The sequence below is a fragment of the Saccharopolyspora sp. NPDC000995 genome (genome assembly GCF_053599315.1).
On record NZ_JBSFLZ010000008.1, the window covers coordinates 34647 to 51014 of the forward strand.

The 16368-nt window shown below is 68.7% G+C and carries 15 protein-coding genes; 11 read left to right on the plus strand and 4 right to left on the minus strand.

The features are described from left to right. Positions 1 to 114 precede the first annotated feature (114 nt). On the minus strand, positions 115 to 1806 hold the full coding sequence (locus ACWDKQ_RS04785; protein ID WP_450137408.1) for a protein kinase domain-containing protein: 1692 nt from the start codon (positions 1804 to 1806) through the stop codon (positions 115 to 117). A 226-nt stretch (positions 1807 to 2032) separates the two neighbouring features. Here ACWDKQ_RS04785 and ACWDKQ_RS04790 point away from each other — a divergent pair, with 226 nt between their 5' ends. The 5 genes from ACWDKQ_RS04790 to ACWDKQ_RS04810 all read left to right on the plus strand — a co-directional run bounded on the left by ACWDKQ_RS04790 (position 2033) and on the right by ACWDKQ_RS04810 (position 7260). Then, entirely contained in the window at positions 2033 to 3535 is a 1503-nt protein-coding gene (locus ACWDKQ_RS04790) for a sugar ABC transporter ATP-binding protein (RefSeq protein WP_450137409.1), read from the plus strand. A gap of 13 nt (positions 3536 to 3548) precedes the next feature. Then, positions 3549 to 4559 carry an ABC transporter permease gene (locus tag ACWDKQ_RS04795; RefSeq protein ID WP_450137410.1) on the plus strand — a complete coding sequence of 337 codons (1011 nt, stop codon included), beginning with the start codon at positions 3549 to 3551 and terminating at the stop codon, positions 4557 to 4559. 226 nt (positions 4560 to 4785) lie between these two features. Further along, a complete protein-coding gene (locus ACWDKQ_RS04800; protein WP_450137411.1) occupies positions 4786 to 5802 on the plus strand; it encodes a substrate-binding domain-containing protein in 1017 nt (338 codons plus the stop codon). Between the two features lie 131 nt (positions 5803 to 5933). Continuing rightward, on the plus strand, positions 5934 to 6401 hold the full coding sequence (locus tag ACWDKQ_RS04805) for a winged helix-turn-helix domain-containing protein (protein WP_450137412.1): 468 nt from the start codon (positions 5934 to 5936) through the stop codon (positions 6399 to 6401). 214 nt (positions 6402 to 6615) lie between these two features. Further along, positions 6616 to 7260, plus strand: a complete 645-nt coding sequence (locus ACWDKQ_RS04810) for a trimeric intracellular cation channel family protein (RefSeq protein ID WP_450137413.1) — start codon at positions 6616 to 6618, stop codon at positions 7258 to 7260. A 1-nt stretch (position 7261) separates the two neighbouring features. Here the strand turns inward: ACWDKQ_RS04810 and ACWDKQ_RS04815 are convergent, their stop codons facing one another. Together ACWDKQ_RS04815 and ACWDKQ_RS04820 are read right to left on the minus strand one after the other, a co-directional pair. Beyond that, the gene (locus ACWDKQ_RS04815; protein WP_450137414.1) at positions 7262 to 7714 is read right to left on the minus strand and encodes a peroxiredoxin; all 453 of its coding nucleotides are present in this window, start codon (positions 7712 to 7714) and stop codon (positions 7262 to 7264) included. Between the two features lie 374 nt (positions 7715 to 8088). Further along, entirely contained in the window at positions 8089 to 9282 is a 1194-nt protein-coding gene (locus tag ACWDKQ_RS04820) for a low temperature requirement protein A (protein ID WP_450137415.1), read from the minus strand. 1078 nt (positions 9283 to 10360) lie between these two features. Here ACWDKQ_RS04820 and ACWDKQ_RS04825 point away from each other — a divergent pair. The 4 genes from ACWDKQ_RS04825 to ACWDKQ_RS04840 all read left to right on the plus strand — a co-directional run bounded on the left by ACWDKQ_RS04825 (position 10361) and on the right by ACWDKQ_RS04840 (position 13122). Beyond that, positions 10361 to 11161: an Fpg/Nei family DNA glycosylase gene (locus ACWDKQ_RS04825; protein WP_450137416.1), complete on the plus strand. Its 801-nt coding sequence runs from the start codon at positions 10361 to 10363 to the stop codon at positions 11159 to 11161. 268 nt (positions 11162 to 11429) lie between these two features. Next, a complete protein-coding gene (locus tag ACWDKQ_RS04830; protein ID WP_450137417.1) occupies positions 11430 to 12293 on the plus strand; it encodes a 3-hydroxybutyryl-CoA dehydrogenase in 864 nt (287 codons plus the stop codon). Between the two features lie 164 nt (positions 12294 to 12457). Continuing rightward, complete coding sequence (locus ACWDKQ_RS04835; protein WP_450137418.1) at positions 12458 to 12931, plus strand: TetR/AcrR family transcriptional regulator; 474 nt, start codon at positions 12458 to 12460, stop codon at positions 12929 to 12931. Positions 12932 to 12951: 20 nt separating this feature from the next. Continuing rightward, positions 12952 to 13122 carry a hypothetical protein gene (locus ACWDKQ_RS04840; protein ID WP_450137419.1) on the plus strand — a complete coding sequence of 57 codons (171 nt, stop codon included), beginning with the start codon at positions 12952 to 12954 and terminating at the stop codon, positions 13120 to 13122. On the opposite strand, the gene ACWDKQ_RS04845 is transcribed toward ACWDKQ_RS04840, so the two are convergent. Next, positions 13123 to 13776 (minus strand): GntR family transcriptional regulator, encoded by a 654-nt coding sequence (locus tag ACWDKQ_RS04845; RefSeq protein ID WP_450137420.1) that lies wholly within the window; start codon positions 13774 to 13776, stop codon positions 13123 to 13125. 155 nt (positions 13777 to 13931) lie between these two features. Here ACWDKQ_RS04845 and ACWDKQ_RS04850 point away from each other — a divergent pair, with 155 nt between their 5' ends. Further along, on the plus strand, positions 13932 to 15113 hold the full coding sequence (locus ACWDKQ_RS04850; protein ID WP_450137421.1) for a CaiB/BaiF CoA transferase family protein: 1182 nt from the start codon (positions 13932 to 13934) through the stop codon (positions 15111 to 15113). Then, positions 15110 to 16303, plus strand: coding sequence for an acyl-CoA dehydrogenase family protein (locus ACWDKQ_RS04855; protein WP_450137422.1), 1194 nt, complete (start codon positions 15110 to 15112; stop codon positions 16301 to 16303). Before ACWDKQ_RS04850 ends, ACWDKQ_RS04855 begins: the two co-directional genes overlap by 4 nt. Positions 16304 to 16368 lie beyond the last annotated feature (65 nt).

Genomic DNA, 16368 nt, shown 5'->3' on the forward strand with positions numbered 1-16368 from the left:
CGGCAAGCGCAGACGCCAGGATTGTCGAGGAGCCGGCGCCCAGGTTGGCGATTTCCGCGAAATCGCCAATCCCGGTGACAGTTGCGGAAGGGGCGCTCGGAAAGGACTGTGCGGTTACGGTCGGCGGGCGCCGTAGCGGCCGAAAGCGTACTGCGTCAGTGCCGTGCGGGCCCGGCGGGCTTCCTGGCGGCGAGTCAGCCAGCCGCCCGTGGCGCCGATCGGGAAGACCCGGACCCCGCCGTGATACGTGCGGGCGCGATGCCACCACAGGGAGTTGGGCTTCCTGCCGTCGGCCAGCCACACGGCGACCGCCGTCCGCTTGCCGTTTCCGACCACGTCGACCCGATCGACCTGGCTCCATGGGATCTCCCGGGTCAGGCCCATCCGAGAGATCAGCAGTCCGTCGCTGTTGATCTTCAGGTGCAGGCTCGGCAGCAGCACCTTCCCAATCGACCAGAGCATGCTGATGCCCAGCAGCAGCATGCCCAACCGGAAGATCGCGACGCGGTCGTGCGAAAGCCCGCTGAGGTCGTAGGCCTGGAACAGCCTGCCGGCGACGAGGATGATCATCCCGCAGATCACCGCCGACATCGCGGCGCGGAACCGACCGCCGGTGGCGAACACCGGACCGGGGTTGTCCTTGCGTACCCGCTGTGGCGTCCGTGCGGTCTCCCTCGGGCGTGCCGGGACGATCTTGTCCCGAATCGGCTCGGACGCGAAGGGGGCGGACGATACCGGCGCGGGCGCGACGGGCGCGGGCGCGCCGGACGCGGGCGCGACCGGTGCGGGTGAAACCGGTGCGGGTGAAACCGGTGCGGGTGAAACCGGTGCGGATGAAACCGGTGTCGCGTCGTGCGCCTGCGTGTAGGCACGAGTCCCGGGCTTGGGCGTCGGTTGCGGCGGGGCAGTGTCGGGCAGCGGCGCGTTCGCCGTCTGCTGCAGCTGGGTCGCGTGCTGGGCGATGACGTCGGTGATCGCGGGCGGCAACCAGGCGTTGCCCTGCGGGCTGGCTTCGCCGATCTGGTCGAGCAGGTCGCTCGGGGTCGGCCGGTCGGCCGGGTCCTTCGCGAGGCAGGCCGCCAGCAGCGGTCGCAGGCCCTCGGGCACCCGGGAGAGGTCCGCTTCGGTGTGCACGACCCGGTAGAGCAGGGCCGCGGTGCTCTCTTCGCCGAATGGCCCGGTTCCGGTCGCGGCGAAGCCGAGTACCGCACCGAGTGAAAACACGTCGCTGGGTGGGCCGACTTCGTTGCCGAGGGTCTGCTCGGGGGAGAAGAAGCCGGGCGTGCCCAGGAACACGCCGGTTGCGGTGAGGGCGTTGCCGGTCATCGCCCGCGAGATGCCGAAGTCGATGACGCGCGGTCCGTCCGGGCCGAGCAGGACGTTGGCCGGCTTGAGGTCGCGGTGGACCAGGTGCGCGCGATGGATGGCGGCGAGCGCTTCGGCGAGCCCGGCGGCGAGGCTGCGTACCGTGGCTTCGGGCAGCGGGCCGTGGTCCACGACGGCTTGGTGCAGCGTTGGGCCCGGCACGTATTCGGTGGCCAGCCAGGGCTGTTCGGCGTCCGGGTCGGCGTTGACCACCGCGGCGGTCCAGAATCCGCCGACCGAGTGGGCCGCCAGCACCTCGCGGCGGAACCGCTCCCGAAACTCCGCGTCCTCGGCGAGGTCCGCCCGGATGACCTTCACGGCCACCACTCGTCCGCCGCGCGAGCGGCCCAGGTAGACGCCGCCCATCGCGCCGCGGCCCAGCCGGGCGAGCAGCCGGTAGTCGCCGACCCGGTTCGGGTCGCTGGCCAGCAACGGCTGCACAGGACCTCAGCCTCCTGCCTCGAAGATCTCGGTTGTCGTCCCTAAAGAGCTTACGGATCGGCCGCGCCGACGTGTGCCGATCCACCGGACTCGCCCCGGCCGGGTGGTGTTGGTAATCGAATACTTGGCTTCGTTCCAACACTTTCTCCGGATGGACGTTGTCGGTATGATCCGGCGCACTGCGAGCCCGAAGCAACGATCACGCGGATCCGAGGGGAGGCGCTTCGTGACGTCCACCGAGCAGGATCGTCCCGCCGTGGCGCTGCACGGCGTCGGCAAGCGGTTCCCCGGAGTGGTCGCGGTCTCCGACGTCACGCTCGCCATCCCGCCCGGCGAGGTGCACGTGTTCGCCGGGGAGAACGGGGCGGGCAAGTCGACGCTGATGAAGCTGATCGCGCAGGTCGAACAGCCCAGCAGCGGACGCATCGAACTAGACGGCGTCCCGGTCGCCTACCAGGGGCCGGGCGCGGCGCGGCGGCTCGGGGTCTCCATGGTCCACCAGGAGTTCGCGCTGGCACCGGACTTGTCGGTGGCCGAGAACCTGTTCATCGGCCACGAACCCGGCCGCGGCGGGTGGATCTTGCGGGCCGCGGAGCGCCGCGCCGCGCGGGAACTGCTCGGCCACGTCGGGTTGGACGTCGATCCTGGACGGCGGGTGGCGCTGCTGTCCACTGCGGAACAGCAGCGCCTCGAGCTGGCGAAAGCCCTGGCCTTGCAGGCGAAAGTGCTCATCCTTGACGAGCCCACGGCCAGCCTCACCGAGCGGGCGGCCGAGGAGCTGTTCGGCATCGTCCGCGAGCTGACCGCCAGAGGCATCGCGGTGCTCTACATCTCGCACCGGCTGGACGAGATCTTCGAGATCGGCGACCGGGTGACGGTGATGCGCGACGGCGCCGTCGTCGACACCCGGCCGGTCACCGAACTGGATGAAAATCGGCTGGTGAAGCTGATGGTCGGCCGCGACGTGGCGAACCTCTACCCGCGCACCCTCAACGAGCCCGGTCCGGTGCGGCTGGAGGTCCGGGGGCTCACCCGCGACGATACCGTCCGCGACGTGTCGTTCGAGGTCCGCGCGGCCGAAATCGTCGGACTGGCAGGGCTGGTCGGGGCCGGGCGCACGGAACTGGCGCGCGCGGTGTTCGGCGCGGAGCTGCCGGACGCGGGCACGATCGCCTTGGACGGCAAGCGGTTGCGCATCCGCGGCCCGTCCGACGCGATCGCCGCGGGCATCGGCTACCTCACCGAGAGCCGGAAGACCGATGGTCTTGCCCTGCCACTGGGGGTGGACAAGAACATCACGCTGGCGAAGCTGCCGATGCGGGCCGGATTGATCGACCTCGCCGCGGAACGCAAGATCGCCGAGCGGGAGCGCGACGGCCTCCGGATCCGGGTGCCGTGGGTGGGGCGCCCGGTGCGGACGCTCTCCGGCGGCAACCAGCAGAAGGTGATCCTGGCGCGGTGGCTGGAAACCGGCGCGGAGGTGCTGTTCTTCGACGAGCCCGGCCGCGGCATGGACGTCGGGGCGAAGTCGGAGATGTTCCAGCAGATGGATTCCCTCGCCGCGCGGGGCAAAGCGGTCGTGTTCATCTCCAGCTACCTTCCGGAGCTGCTGAACATGTGCGACCGGATCCTGGTCATGCGCGGTGGGCGGATCGCCGGAGAGGTCACACGCGCGGAGTTCTCCGAGGAACGCGTCGTCGCGCTGGCAACCGGAGCCCGCAACGTCTAAAACGGGGGCAACTATGACTGAGCAGACCAAGGAACCGTCCACTGAGGACCGCAGCCTGCTGGGCGGGCTGGGGGACCGGCTCTCCGGCGCGGTCTCGCAGGTCGCCGCGGCCGGCGCGCTGATCGTCGTGTTCATCGTGCTGTCAATTGTCGCTCCGTCGTTCCTCACCGCGGACAACCTGTTCAACCTGGCCTCGCAGACCTCGGTGAACGCGGTGATGGCGGTCGGCGTGACGCTGGTGATCATCACCGGTGGCATCGACCTGTCGGTCGGTTCGGTGGCGGCGCTGTCTGGGGTGCTCGGGGTGGTGCTGATGGCCGACTACGGGTTCAACCCGATGGTGGGCGTCATCGGCGGCGTCGCCGTCGGCGCGGTGGCCGGGCTGATGAACGGGCTGCTGGTGTCGGTCATCGGGCTGCCGCCGTTCATCGCCACCCTCGGGATGCTCAGCGTCGCCCGCGGCCTGGTGCTGATCGCCACCGGTGCGGTCGCGGTGTTCGGCGCGCCGGAGTCGTTCCGTTTGCTCGGGCAGGGCGTCATCGGCGCGATCCCGATCCCGGTGCTGCTCATCGTGCTCGTCGCGGTGGCCGGGCACGTGGTGCTCACCCGGACCCGGCTCGGCCGCTACGCGTACGTGATGGGATCCAACATGGAGGCCGCGCGGCTGTCCGGTGTGCCGGTTCGGCGCTACACCACCGCGGTCTATGTGCTCTCCGGCGCGCTGGCCGGGCTCGGCGGCATGATCGCAGCGTCCCGGATCTACTCCGGGCAGCCGAACTTCGGCGAAGGCCTGGAGCTCGACGTGATCGCGGCGGTCGTCATCGGCGGGGCGAGCCTGTTCGGCGGACGCGGCACCGTGTGGGGCTCGTTGATCGGCGCGTTCCTGGTCGCGGTCATCCGCAACGGGGCGGTCCAGCTCAACATCAGCACCTTCTACCAGAACGTGCTGATCGGCGTGATCATCTGGCTGGCGGTCTGGTGGGACCGTTACCAACGACGCAAGCTCGGCGGCGACGCCGGATGAGGAATTTGTTGCACAACTCGTTTTGCGTAGCGGCGCGGTAGCGGAACCTCATACGCTCTCTGGACTGTGGGAGCCCTCCGGCACGCGGCGAAGGGGCTGTCCTCGCCAGGAAGCGTCTGAGAACCCGCGGCGGTACAAATCGCGGGGTGGGCTGAGCTGCTTCGCCGCTTCAAGCCAAGACCCGAACACCAACTCAGTAAGCCGCGATGAGCAAGGGAGCTCGGCGATGAAGAGGGTACTGACCGCGACGTCCGCGCTGCTTTCGTTGGTCGCAGTGCTGGGCACCGCGGCGTGCAGCGTCGGGGTGCGCGAGCAGACCGGCGGCGGTGGCCAGCAGGGCGGGCCGATCAAGCTCGCCGTGGTGCCGAAGGCGATCGGTTTCGACTTCTGGGAGAAGGTGCGGGTCGGCGCCGAGTGCGCGGGCTCCAAACACCGGGACGTGACGGTCCACTGGGACGGGGTGCATGCCGAGAGCGACGTCAGCGGCCAGCAGAGCCTGCTGCAGGACCTGCTGTCGCAGGGGGACGTCAAGGGCCTGGTGTACGCGGCGACGGACGCCAAGGCGCTGGCCGGCATCACCAAGTCCGCGCAGGGCCAGGGCACGAGGGTGGTCAACATGGACTCCGGCACCACCCCGCAGCCGCCGGACGTGCCGGTGTTCGCGACGAACAACATCGCCGCCGCCGAGCAGGCCACCGACCTGCTCGCCGAGCAGGTCGGCGGCAAGGGCAAGGTGGCGTTCATCGAGTTCCAGCCCGGCACGAGCACCAACGAGACACGTGCCGAGGGCTTCAAGAAAGGCATGGCCAAGCACCCCGGGCTGCAGCTGGTCGCGCAGCAGTCCAGCGACAGCGACTACAACCGGGCGTTGCAGGTCACCCAGGACATCCTGACCGCCAACCCGGACCTCAACGGCATCTACGCGGCCAACGAGCCCAGCGTGCTCGGCGCGGCAGAGGCCGTGCGGCAGGCGGAGAAGGTCGGGCAGGTGAAGGTCATCGGCTGGGACACCTCGAAAGGCGAGATCCAGGGCTTGCGCGACGGCGTGATCACTGGGTTGATCGCGCAGAACCCGTTCAAGATGGGCTTCGCGTCGGTCAACGCGGCGATTGGCAAGATCCGCGGTTCCGCGGACCCGATGCCCAACCCGGACACCGGCTCGATGCTGATCACAAAGAGGAATCTCGACAGCCCCGAAGTCCAGAAGCTGCTGAACCCCACGTGCGAAAACCCACCCGCCTGAGCGATTCTTCACGAAGCGCGGGGCACTCGGGACCGAACAACCACCGAACAACCAGGACACTACTGACTTTGTCGGTTCAGGGTTCGGCGTGTCGTCTTGGTCTATTGTGGATTTCCGGGCAAGGTGCGGGTGTGCGATATGCGGATGGGGGCGGTACTGGCCCGGCGGCGCGTGCCAAGCGTGAACAGGTTCGTCGGCGGGCGGCGGAGATGTTCGAGCGAGGAGCCTCGCCGGTGGAGGTGGCGAAAGAGCTTGAGGTGTCGGCGAAGTCTGCGCGGGCATGGCGCCGCGCGTGGGTGGCGGGTGGCGTGGAAGCGTTGGGGTCCAAGGGGCCGCCCGGTCGTCGGGTCAAGCTGACCGAGTCCCAGATCGCCCGGTTGGAACAGGTGCTGGGCGAGGGGCCTGCGGCGGCTGGGTGGGTCGAGGATCAGCGGTGGACGTTGGCGCGGGTAGCGAAGCTGATCGGCCGGATATTCCACGTCTCCTACAGCCTCAAGGGCACGTCGCTGCTGTTGCGCCGGATGGGGTGGAGCCCGCAGGTTCCCGTTCATCGCGCCGCTGAACAGGACGAAGAGACAGTCAGGACAGACGCTCGCTGATCAGAGCGTTGATGTTTGTGATCTTGTGTGTAGCAGTCGTGTAGCAGAAGCGCAGGGGCAAAGCCCTAACCAGCGCAAATAGATACCGATCAACCACATGCCGAGTGCTAGACCAAACAGGGTCTACAGATTCCCTGTGACCAGTACAAAAAGCGTTTGCGCAGCGTACGGCGGTGCGTTTTGAAGTGAGGGGTGCCTTCGCGAGAATGTCGCGGTGGTTACCGCGATCGTTAGTCCGCTCGTGCAGGAGATCCTGGATCTGGTCGGGATCTTCGCCTTCGCGCTCTCCGGCGCGCTGCTCGCCGTGCGCAAGCGCTTCGACGCCGTCGGCATCGCGGTGCTGGCCGAGGTGACCGCGCTCGGCGGCGGGCTGTTCCGGGACCTCGTGATCGGCGCAGTGCCGCCCGTGGCTTTCACCAACGTCGCCTACTTCACCACGCCGCTGGTGGCCGCGGTGGCGGTGTTCTTCTGGCACCCCGGGCTCGCCCGGATCCGGCGGTTCGTGATGTTATTCGATGCCGTCGGCCTCGGTGTGTTCTGCGTTGCGGGCAGCATCAAGGCGCTGAACTACGGCATGCATCCGCTGGCGGCGATCGCACTCGGCGCGGCGACCGCGATCGGCGGCGGCGCGGCCCGGGACGTGCTCGCAGGAGAGGTCCCGGCGCTGCTGCACCCGAAGAGCGAGATCTACGCGGTGCCCGCACTGCTCGGCAGCGCGCTGGTTTCGATCCTGGCGGTGGCGAACGTGCTGACGCCGATCACCAGCACGCTCGCTGCGTTGTTCGCGGTCATCGTCCGGCTGCTCGCCTTGCGCTACGGCTGGCGGGCGCCGCTGGCCCGGGGGACGACACCGTCGTGAGCTACGGGTCCTGCCGGAGCGCTTCCAGGGCCGCGTCGGCGTGCGCGGCCATCCGGAACTCGTTGCGGATCACCGAGAGCACCCGGCGCTGCTGATCGATGACGAACGTGTGGCGCTTCACGGGAATGGGGCCGAACCGCCGCTTCACGCCGAACTGGCGCGCCACCATTGCATCGAAGTCGGACAGCAGCGGGAAGGCGAAGCTGTTGGCTTCCGCGAACTTCCGCTGCTTCGCCACCGGATCCGTGCTGATCCCGACCGGCTGCGCGCCGAGCTCGGCGAACTCCGCGGACAGGTCGCGGAAGTGGCAGCTCTCCGCGGTGCAGCCGGCGGTCATCGCCGCGGGGTAGAAGAACAGCACCACGGGACCGTCGGCCAGCAGATCCGACAGCTTGCGCTCGGTGCCGTGCTGGTCCGGCAGCACGAAATCCGCCACCGCGTCGCCTTCTCGCATTCTGGCTCCTCCATGGACTCGGGGCCCAAAGCGTACGCATACCATGGTGACCGTTCGGTGCCGGTTCGCCCGCAACCACCGATGTGCAGCAGGCGGGGTGCCCCGGTCGGTTTGCGATCGTGGCGGTGCGGGTGGCAGCCATCGATGCATGGGCGGTTCTGTCGGGTCAGCCTGTGGCGCAACGGTTTTCGTCTGAACAGCGCCTGTCGCGTGCCCATCCGCAAAGGCGGCAGCTGGATCGCGTTCCGCGAGTGGTCGCGCCGATTTCGGCCATTACTGGAGACGGTGGCGAATTCGCGCGAAATCGCCATTCCCCCGCGCGTGCCAGGCGACGTTTTCGCGCGAAGTCGTCGCCTGGCGCGCGGGTGCCGGAGTCAGCGCGCCGGCGCGCGGCGTCCCCCGTGCTGGATGAACAGCCCGGCCACCAACACCAGGGCCATCAGGATTCCCATCACCAGCACCGTCCCCGAGATGCCCAGACGGTCGGCCAGCAGCGCCGTCGCCACGAGCAGCGCGCAGCCCACGGCCGTCGCCACCAGGACCGCGACGCCCGCATCGGCCATCCGGGAATGCAGGACGCCCGTCGTCACCAGGTAGACGATCAGTGGGATCGCGACGGTCAGCGCCGCGGCGACCGCGCTCACGTGCGCCTTGTGGGCGCTGCTGTCGATCGCCACCTCCAGCCCGGCCCCGACCGCGGCGATCCCGACGAATACCAAGTAGTGGCCGTAGCCCCAAGCCAACGGGGCGCGCAGCGAATCGCGCAGGTGCTCGACGGCGGAGTGCTTGAAGTAGGTCCACCACATCGCGAAGATCATCAGCAGCCCGCCGAAGCCGATCTCCAGCAGCTCCGTCGACCAGCCGCCGTCGGCGACGTCCTCCTGGATCGTGGCGGTCACGGCGAGCACCACCTCGCCGAGCACGATGATCGTGAACAGCCCGTAGCGCTCAGCGATGTGGTGCGGGTGCCAGGCGGTCCGCCGGCGCTTCTCGGCGACCGCCGGAACGGCGAGTTCGGCCAGCACCAGCACCACGAAGCCGACCTCCGACCACGGGTGCGGCAGCGCCAAGCGCAAGATCCAGCCGACCTGCACCACGGTCACGCCGCCCGCGTAGCGCAGCGCGGCGGCACGCCCCTCGGGATGTTGCCGGGCGGCGCGCAGCCACTGGGCGACCATCGCCACGCGCATCACCACATAGCCGATGGTCACGATGGTGAAGTCGTAGTCGTGGAACGCCCCGGGCACACCGGCGGCGAGCACCAGTACCCCGGCCATCTGCAGCAGCGTCAGCGCGCGGTAGGCCACGTCGTCGGTGTCGTAGGCGGAGGCGAACCAGGTGAAGTTCATCCACGCCCACCAGATCGCGAAGAACACCATGAGGTAACCGATGCCGGTGGAGGCGAAGTGCCCCTCGGTGAGCCCGTGGTGCAACTGCACGGCGGCCTGGCCGACGGCGGCCACGAAGCACAGGTCGAAGAGCAATTCCAACGGCGTGGCTACGCGGTGCTGCTCGGCGGGGTCTCGCGCGACCATGGGACGCCGCAGGGGTGGGATGTGCTCGCTCATGGTCGAAATTGTCTTCGAGGCCGACTCGAACTGCTAGGACGACGCGGAGTGATTGCCTCACCGGACACGACAGATGCTTTCGATCAGGCGTAGCCGACCGCCTACCGGCCGTCATCATCGCTACTGCATGGGTCGGGCTGATGGTCGACCGCACACACACGCGGAAGGCGACCTTGCGGCCCACTCCGGGATTGTGGTCGAACTTGACCGCGGTGCCGATGTTGGTCACGCCCCAGTGGGTGCCTTGCTGCACGGTGCCATCCTTGCGGATGTACTTGTACTCCAGGTACGGACGGTTGCCGTAGGACGATCGCTTGATGAGCTCGAACCGGTCCCGGTTAGCGATGCGGCTTGCACCGTTGTTCCTGATGCACCAACGGGCTCGGGTGGAGCATCTCGGGAATGGACCACGAAGTCGTTGACGCGGCGTGCCGTCTCATTGACCGTGTGTGCCCGGTGTCTCCTGGCGGGAAGCGCGTCGGCCTTCCGCGTTCGAGCTGCGGCGACGCGTTTGTGACAGCTGAGGAGCATGTATCGGGAGTGCCTAGGTGGTTATGGCCGGTCCCGGACATTGCTGGGGAAAGGCCGTAGGCGCAGCGGAAGGCGCGGCTGAAGCGCGCCGAGTCGGTGAAGCCCCATCGCGACGCGATGGCGTGAACCGGGGGAGGCGCGTTGATGGGGGTCGGCGAGGTCGCGGTGGCAGCGTTCCAGTCGTAGCTGGCGTACCCAGCTGAAAACGGTCGTGCCTTGCTAGTGGAAGAGCCGGCGCAGGCGCCGGAGGGAGACGGGTGTGCTGCGGCGACCGTGCCGGGAGAGAGTTAGGGGCCGCCGAGGTGCTGCTGTATGAACGCCCGGATCCGGGTCAGCAGCACCCGATGGTGTGCCTAATAAGGGCGCTACTTCGTCGTTGTCTACGTGGGTGAGGACCGGGGTCAGCAACCTGGACACCTGCCCTGGGATGACGACGACTACGCGTACCGGAAGTACCTGATTTCGAAAATATGGCCGACCTCGGGTGCAGCGTCGGGTAGTTCAGCTCGAACTGCTAGGACGACGCGCCAGCGGGTAGCCGGGGGACATGCCCGAACTTCCCGACGTAGAAGGATTCCGTCGGGTCGCGGAGCAGGCGACCGGCCGGCAGGTGCGCGAGGTGCGCGTGCACGACGAGCAGGTGCTGCGCGGTGTCGGCGCAGATGCGTTCCAGCGCGCACTGCGGCGCAGGTACTTCGCCGAACCTCGGCGGCACGGCAAGTGGCTGCTGATCGCGACCGCAGCCGCCGCGAACGCCTCGCCTGCGCCGCCGACCTTGCTGCTGCACTTCGGGATGACGGGGAATCTTCAGTGGTGCGCCCACGGTGACGAACTGCACCAGCACGACCGGCTCGTGTTCGACTTCGCCGCGGGTGAACTCCGCTACAGGGACATGCGGAAGCTGACTGGGATCCACCTCGCGCGGGAGCAGTACGAAGTGGACGATCTGCTGGCCGAACTCGGCCCGGACGCGCAGGCGATCGCCGCCGACGAGTTCGCCGAGCGGCTCACCCGCACCCGGCGGCGCCTCAAGCCTGCCCTGATGGACCAGTCGGTGCTCGCTGGGCTCGGCAACATCTGCGCCGACGAAATCCTCTGGCGGGCCCGGATCGATCCGAACCGGTCCACCGCGGACCTGGGCGCAGCAGACCTCGATGGGCTGCACCGCGAGATGCGGGCGATCCTGCGGGAGGCCGTTCGCGTCGGCCGGGTTCCGGATGGTGCGTCTTGGCTGACCGGGCACCGCGACGAGCCGGACCGGCGGTGTCCGCGCTGCTCGTCGGCGTTGCGGCGGATGCGCATCGGCGGCCGCAGCACCCTGTGGTGCCCGACGTGCCAGCCAGCGTGACCAGCGGGAACCATGCCGGGCGTGCATGCGTTTATGCGCGGACCGTGTTGTAACCTGAAATTACTTCAGGGGGTCAGGGGCGGATCGGGGGTCCGACCGCGCGGAGCCGGTCCGGGGGTGAGGCCCGGCTCCGCGGGCCTTGCGCGCGGTCTTGCGATCGACGTGGCCTAGCGCACTGTTTACCGGTGGGTAGTCGATGTTTTTGGCATGATCTGGCCGACGCGGGCCGTGCGTCGGCAGCGCAGCCGGAAGCGGAAGGATCGGTGTGGTGACGAAGATCGAGCGACTGGGAGTCATCGGCGGCGGGCAGATGGGCGGCGGCATCGCGGAGGTCGGTGCCCGAGCCGGCATCGACGTGATCGTGTGCGAGGTGAACGCCGAAGCCGCCCGAGCCGGCCGCGCCAAGCTGTGGAAATCGCTCAACCGCGCGGTGCAGAAGGGGAAGCTCACCGAAGCTGAACGCGACGAGACGCAGTCCCGGCTGCACTTCACCACCACCCTCGCCGACTTCGACGACCGCGACATGGTCATCGAGGCGATCGCTGAAGACGAGGAGTTGAAGCTCAAGCTCTTCGCCGAGCTGGACAAGGTGGTGGCCGCCCCGGAGGCGATCCTGGCGTCGAACACCTCGTCCATCCCGATCGCCAAGCTCGCCGCCGCCACCAAGCGCCCGCAACAGGTCCTCGGCGTGCACTTCTTCAACCCGGTGCCGGTGCTCAAGCTCGTCGAGCTGGTGCCGTCGCTGCTGACCTCCGAGGAGACTGTCGAGCGGGCCGCGGTCTTCGCCACCGAGCAGCTGGGCAAGCAGACCATCCGGGCCAAGGACCGGTCCGGGTTCATCGTCAACGCGCTTCTGGTGCCGTACCTGCTGTCGGCGATCCGGATGCTGGAGGGCGGTTTCGCCAGCGCCGAGGACATCGACAAGGGCATGGTGCTGGGGTGCGCCCACCCGATGGGCCCGCTGCGGCTGTCAGACCTGGTCGGCCTGGACACCCTGAAGGCCATCGCGGACTCGCTGTACGCGGAGTACGCCGAACCCACCTACGCGGCCCCGCCGCTGCTGCAGCGGATGCTCGACGCGGGCCTGAAAGGCAAGAAGTCCGGCAAGGGCTTCTACACCTACGACAACTGACCGGGTTCCGGATCGGGTGAAGTGCGAAGGGCGCCTCTTGCCGCGCGAGTTGGCCGAGCGAGTTGGTAAGAGCTGCCCTTCGAAACATGCCCGATCAGGCCGCACGGGGTCGAGTCGTAGTGGCTCACCTGGTGTTCGAAGAACGCCCGGCCCATCCGTGGCCTATGTGGAGCGAGGTTGGCTTCGAGGGTTTCGCCGGTCATCCGGGTCGGGTCTGCGACCGTCATGACCAGCTGGCGGGTCAGCATCGCGTCGAAGTCCGCCCGGGGCATGGCGGCGTAGTCGTCGAGGTGGTCTCGGATGATCTTCCGTTGGCGGCTGAGCTGTTCTACCGGCAGGGCATCCACGCCGTCGGGGTCGAGGCGATCGCCGCCGGAGCCGGGGTCACTAAGAAGACCTTGTACGCGCGCTTCGGCTCGAAGGACCAGCTCGTCACCGCGTACCTGGTAGAACGAGACCAGCGCTGGCGGGTCTGGCTTCAGCGGTGGGTCACCGAGTCCGCGGGCCCGCCGCGGGAGAAGCTGCTGGCGGTCTTCGACGCGCTCGACGCGTGGATGGACCGCGCGGACTTCCGGGGCTGCGGATTCGTCAACGCCTTGGCGGATCCCGGATCCGCCAGCACCCGGCCCGCGCCGTGATCACCGGCCAGAAGCGGTGGATGCGGCAGTACTTCGAAGAGCTCGCCGCGGCAGCGGGATTGGCCGACCCGGCGGACTTCGCGGACGGCACCCTGCTGCTCTACGAGGGTGCGACGGTGGCCGCCTCGGCCGGCTTCCCCGCTGCGGTCCGGAAAGCACGCAGCACGGCGGAAATCCTCCTCAAGGCCTGATCAGTCCACTTCGGACGCGATGGTGGTGCGGAGTGCGTCCACCGCGTGGCGGCGGTGTTCGTCGAGCAGCCGGACCAACTGGTCGGCTCGGCGATCCGCGACCGCCGCCACGATCGCGTCGTGCTCGTGGCGGACGCGCTCGCGGTTGGTGTCGGAGTTGTAGTACACCGCGCGGTAGGCGTCCGTGGCGTCCCAGAGCGTGCGCACGATGCGCAGCAGGCGGGGCATCCCGGCCGGCTCCAGCAGCGCGAAGTGGAATCGGCGGTTCGCCGCGATCATGGCCACCAGGTCGCCGCTGTCGGCGGCCTTCTCGACATCGCGCTGGGCGTCGGTGATCCGGGCCAGGCCGGCATCGCTGAGCTGCTCGGTCGCCACCACCGCGGCCTCCGATTCGAGCAGCTCGCGCATCCGGTAGACCTCCAGCAGGTCGCTCAGCGACAGCTCGGCCACCGAGTAGCCCCGGTGCGGCTGGTAGATCACCTGCCCCTCGGCCTCCAGCGTCTTCAGCGCCTCGCGCAGCGGAACCCGGCTCACGCCGAGGCGTTGGGCGATGGTGTCCTGCCGGATCGGTTGGCCCGGCGCCAGATCGCCGGACACGATGGACTTCCGGAGCTCGTCGAGGACGAACTCCTGGGTGGTGGGTGGTCGCTGCATCCCAGGCTCCCCAAGTTTTCGGGCGTCTTGACCGTCGCCCGATCAACTGTATATTGGATCCAAAATCGCGGTGATGCAAGCCGCTGTTCCGGTAACCGCGCCGCACGGGCATCGGTCTGCCGGTTCGCCGGCCTGCTGGTCGGAAGGGTGGGTGCATGGAGAAGCTGCCGATGGACGGTGTGGTCGTCGCGGACTTCAGCCGGGTGCTGGCCGGCCCGTACGCGACCATGCTGCTGGCCGATCTCGGCGCGACCGTGATCAAGGTGGAGCGCCCCGGCGAAGGCGACGACACGCGCTCGTGGGGACCGCCCTGGACCGAGCACAGCTCCGCCTACTTCGAGTCGGTCAACCGGGGCAAGCGCAGCATCACCCTCGACCTCGCCGACCCGGAGGACCAGGAAGCCGCGCGACGGCTCATCAGCCGCGCCGACGTCCTGGTGGAGAACTTCAAGTCCGGCTCGCTGGCCCGCTACGGCCTGGACCACGAGAGCGCCCGGGAGCTCAACCCGCGGCTGATCTACACCTCGATCACCGGGTTCGGCAGCAAGGAAGGCGCACACCTGCCCGGCTACGACTTCGTCGTGCAGGCGCTCGGCGGGCTGATGAGCATCACCGGCGAGCCCGAAGGCGCGCCGATGAAGGTCGGCGTGGCGGTGGTGGACGTGCTCACCGGCAAGGACGCGGCGCTGGGCATCATGGCCGCGCTGCGGCACCGCGAACTGACCGGCCACGGCCAGCACGTCGAGGTGAACCTGCTGTCCAGCCTGCTGGCGTCGCTGGCGAACCAGATGAGCAGCCTGCTGACGACCGGCATCGCGCCGCAGCGAATCGGCAACCGGCACCCCAGCATCGCGCCGTACGAGGCGCTGCGCTGCGAGGACGCGTTCCTGGCCGTCGCGGTCGGCAACGACGCGCAGTTCCGCAGGTTGTGCGAAGCGCTGGGGTTGGTCTCGCTGGTCGGCGACCCGAGGTTCGCGACCAACGCGGAGCGGGTGGCCAACCGCGACGAACTGGCGCGGCAGTTGGAGAACGTGCTCGGCGCGCGGACCGCCGCGGACTGGCAGCAGCGCCTGCAGGGCATGGGCATCGCGTGCGGCCAGGTCAACGACCTGTCGCGGGCGGTGCACTACGCCGAGTCGCTGGGGCTGCGGCCGATGGTCGATCCCGGCGGCGGAGCCGCGATGCAGGTGCGCATCCCCATCGACTTCTCCGGCCACGGCAGCGCCGAGGTGACACCGCCGCCGCTGCTCGGCGAACACACCAAGGAAGTCCTCGCGTGGCTGGAGGACTCCGAGCAAGAGCTTTCCCCCCTCGTCTCAAGGAGGAGCCCGCAATGAGTGCCGGTGGCAAACGTCCCGCGTTCGACCCGCGCGATCCGCTGGGGATCGACGCCGAATTCACCCCGGAGCAGCTCGCGATCCGCGACAGCGTGCGCGCGCTGTGCCGGGACCACGTGCAGCCGCACGTCGCGGAGTGGTTCGAGCGCGGCGAGTTCCCTCAGGCCCGGGAACTCACCCGGGAGCTGGGCAAGCTCGGTGTGCTCGGCATGCACCTAGAAGGCTACGGCTGCGCCGGACTGTCCGCAGTGGACTACGGCATCGCTTGCGAGGAACTGGAGGCCTGCGACTCCGGTCTGCGCTCGCTGGTTTCGGTGCAGGGTTCGCTGGCGATGTTCGCGATCTGGCGTTGGGGCTCCGAGGAGCACAAGCAGCACTGGCTGCCGCAGATGGCCGCGGGCGAGGCGATCGGCTGCTTCGGCCTGACCGAGCCGGACCACGGCTCCGACCCGGCCTCGATGCGCACCGTCGCGCGCCGCGACGGCTCCGACTGGGTGCTGGACGGCCGCAAGATGTGGATCACCAACGGCACAGTGGCCTCGGTCGCGGTGGTTTGGGCGCAAACCGACGAAGGGGTGCGCGGTTTCGTTGTCCCGACCGACACGCCGGGCTTCTCGGCCCCGGAGATCAAGCACAAGCTTTCGCTGCGCGCCTCGGTGACCAGCGAGCTGGTGCTCGACGACGTCCGGTTGCCCGCCGACGCGGTGCTGCCTGAGGTCACCGGCCTGCGCGGCCCGCTGTCCTGCCTCAATGAGGCGCGCTACGGCATCGTGTGGGGCGCGGTCGGTGCCGGGCGCAGCTGCCTGGAGGCGGCGCTGGAATACGCGACGACCCGCGAGCAGTTCGGGCGGCCGATCGGTGGTTTCCAGCTCACCCAGGGCAAGCTCGCCGACATGGCGGTGCGAATCCAAAATGGACGGTTGCTAGCGCTGCACCTCGGCAAGCGCAAGGACGCCGGGCAGCTGATCCCCCAGCAGGTGAGCTTCGGCAAGCTCGACAACGTCCGCGGCGCGCTGGAGGTGGCCCGCACCGCCCGAACCATCCTGGGCGCCAACGGGATCTCGCTGGAGTACCCGGTGATCCGGCACATGACGAACCTGGAGTCGGTGCTGACCTACGAGGGCACCAGCGAGATGCACGCCCTCACCATCGGCCAGGCCCTGACCGGCCTGTCGGCCTTCCGCGGCTGAGACGCTTTCCGCGATTTCAATTGGAAATCGAAGGTCTGATTTCCATTGAAATTGCGGAGTTATCC

What these genes read in the sequence shown, in the direction of transcription:
- ACWDKQ_RS04795 (WP_450137410.1), top strand. Translation starts at nt 3,549, where the DNA reads ATGACTGAGCAGACCAAGGAACCGTCCACTGAGGACCGCAGCCTGCTG.
- ACWDKQ_RS04850 (WP_450137421.1), top strand. Translation starts at nt 13,932, where the DNA reads ATGGAGAAGCTGCCGATGGACGGTGTGGTCGTCGCGGACTTCAGCCGG.
- ACWDKQ_RS04825 (WP_450137416.1), top strand. Translation starts at nt 10,361, where the DNA reads ATGCCCGAACTTCCCGACGTAGAAGGATTCCGTCGGGTCGCGGAGCAG.
- ACWDKQ_RS04820 (WP_450137415.1), bottom strand. Translation starts at nt 9,282, where the DNA reads ATGAGCGAGCACATCCCACCCCTGCGGCGTCCCATGGTCGCGCGAGAC.
- ACWDKQ_RS04855 (WP_450137422.1), top strand. Translation starts at nt 15,110, where the DNA reads ATGAGTGCCGGTGGCAAACGTCCCGCGTTCGACCCGCGCGATCCGCTG.
- ACWDKQ_RS04835 (WP_450137418.1), top strand. Translation starts at nt 12,458, where the DNA reads ATGTGGAGCGAGGTTGGCTTCGAGGGTTTCGCCGGTCATCCGGGTCGG.
- ACWDKQ_RS04845 (WP_450137420.1), bottom strand. Translation starts at nt 13,776, where the DNA reads ATGCAGCGACCACCCACCACCCAGGAGTTCGTCCTCGACGAGCTCCGG.
- ACWDKQ_RS04800 (WP_450137411.1), top strand. Translation starts at nt 4,786, where the DNA reads ATGAAGAGGGTACTGACCGCGACGTCCGCGCTGCTTTCGTTGGTCGCA.
- ACWDKQ_RS04840 (WP_450137419.1), top strand. Translation starts at nt 12,952, where the DNA reads ATGCGGCAGTACTTCGAAGAGCTCGCCGCGGCAGCGGGATTGGCCGAC.
- ACWDKQ_RS04815 (WP_450137414.1), bottom strand. Translation starts at nt 7,714, where the DNA reads ATGCGAGAAGGCGACGCGGTGGCGGATTTCGTGCTGCCGGACCAGCAC.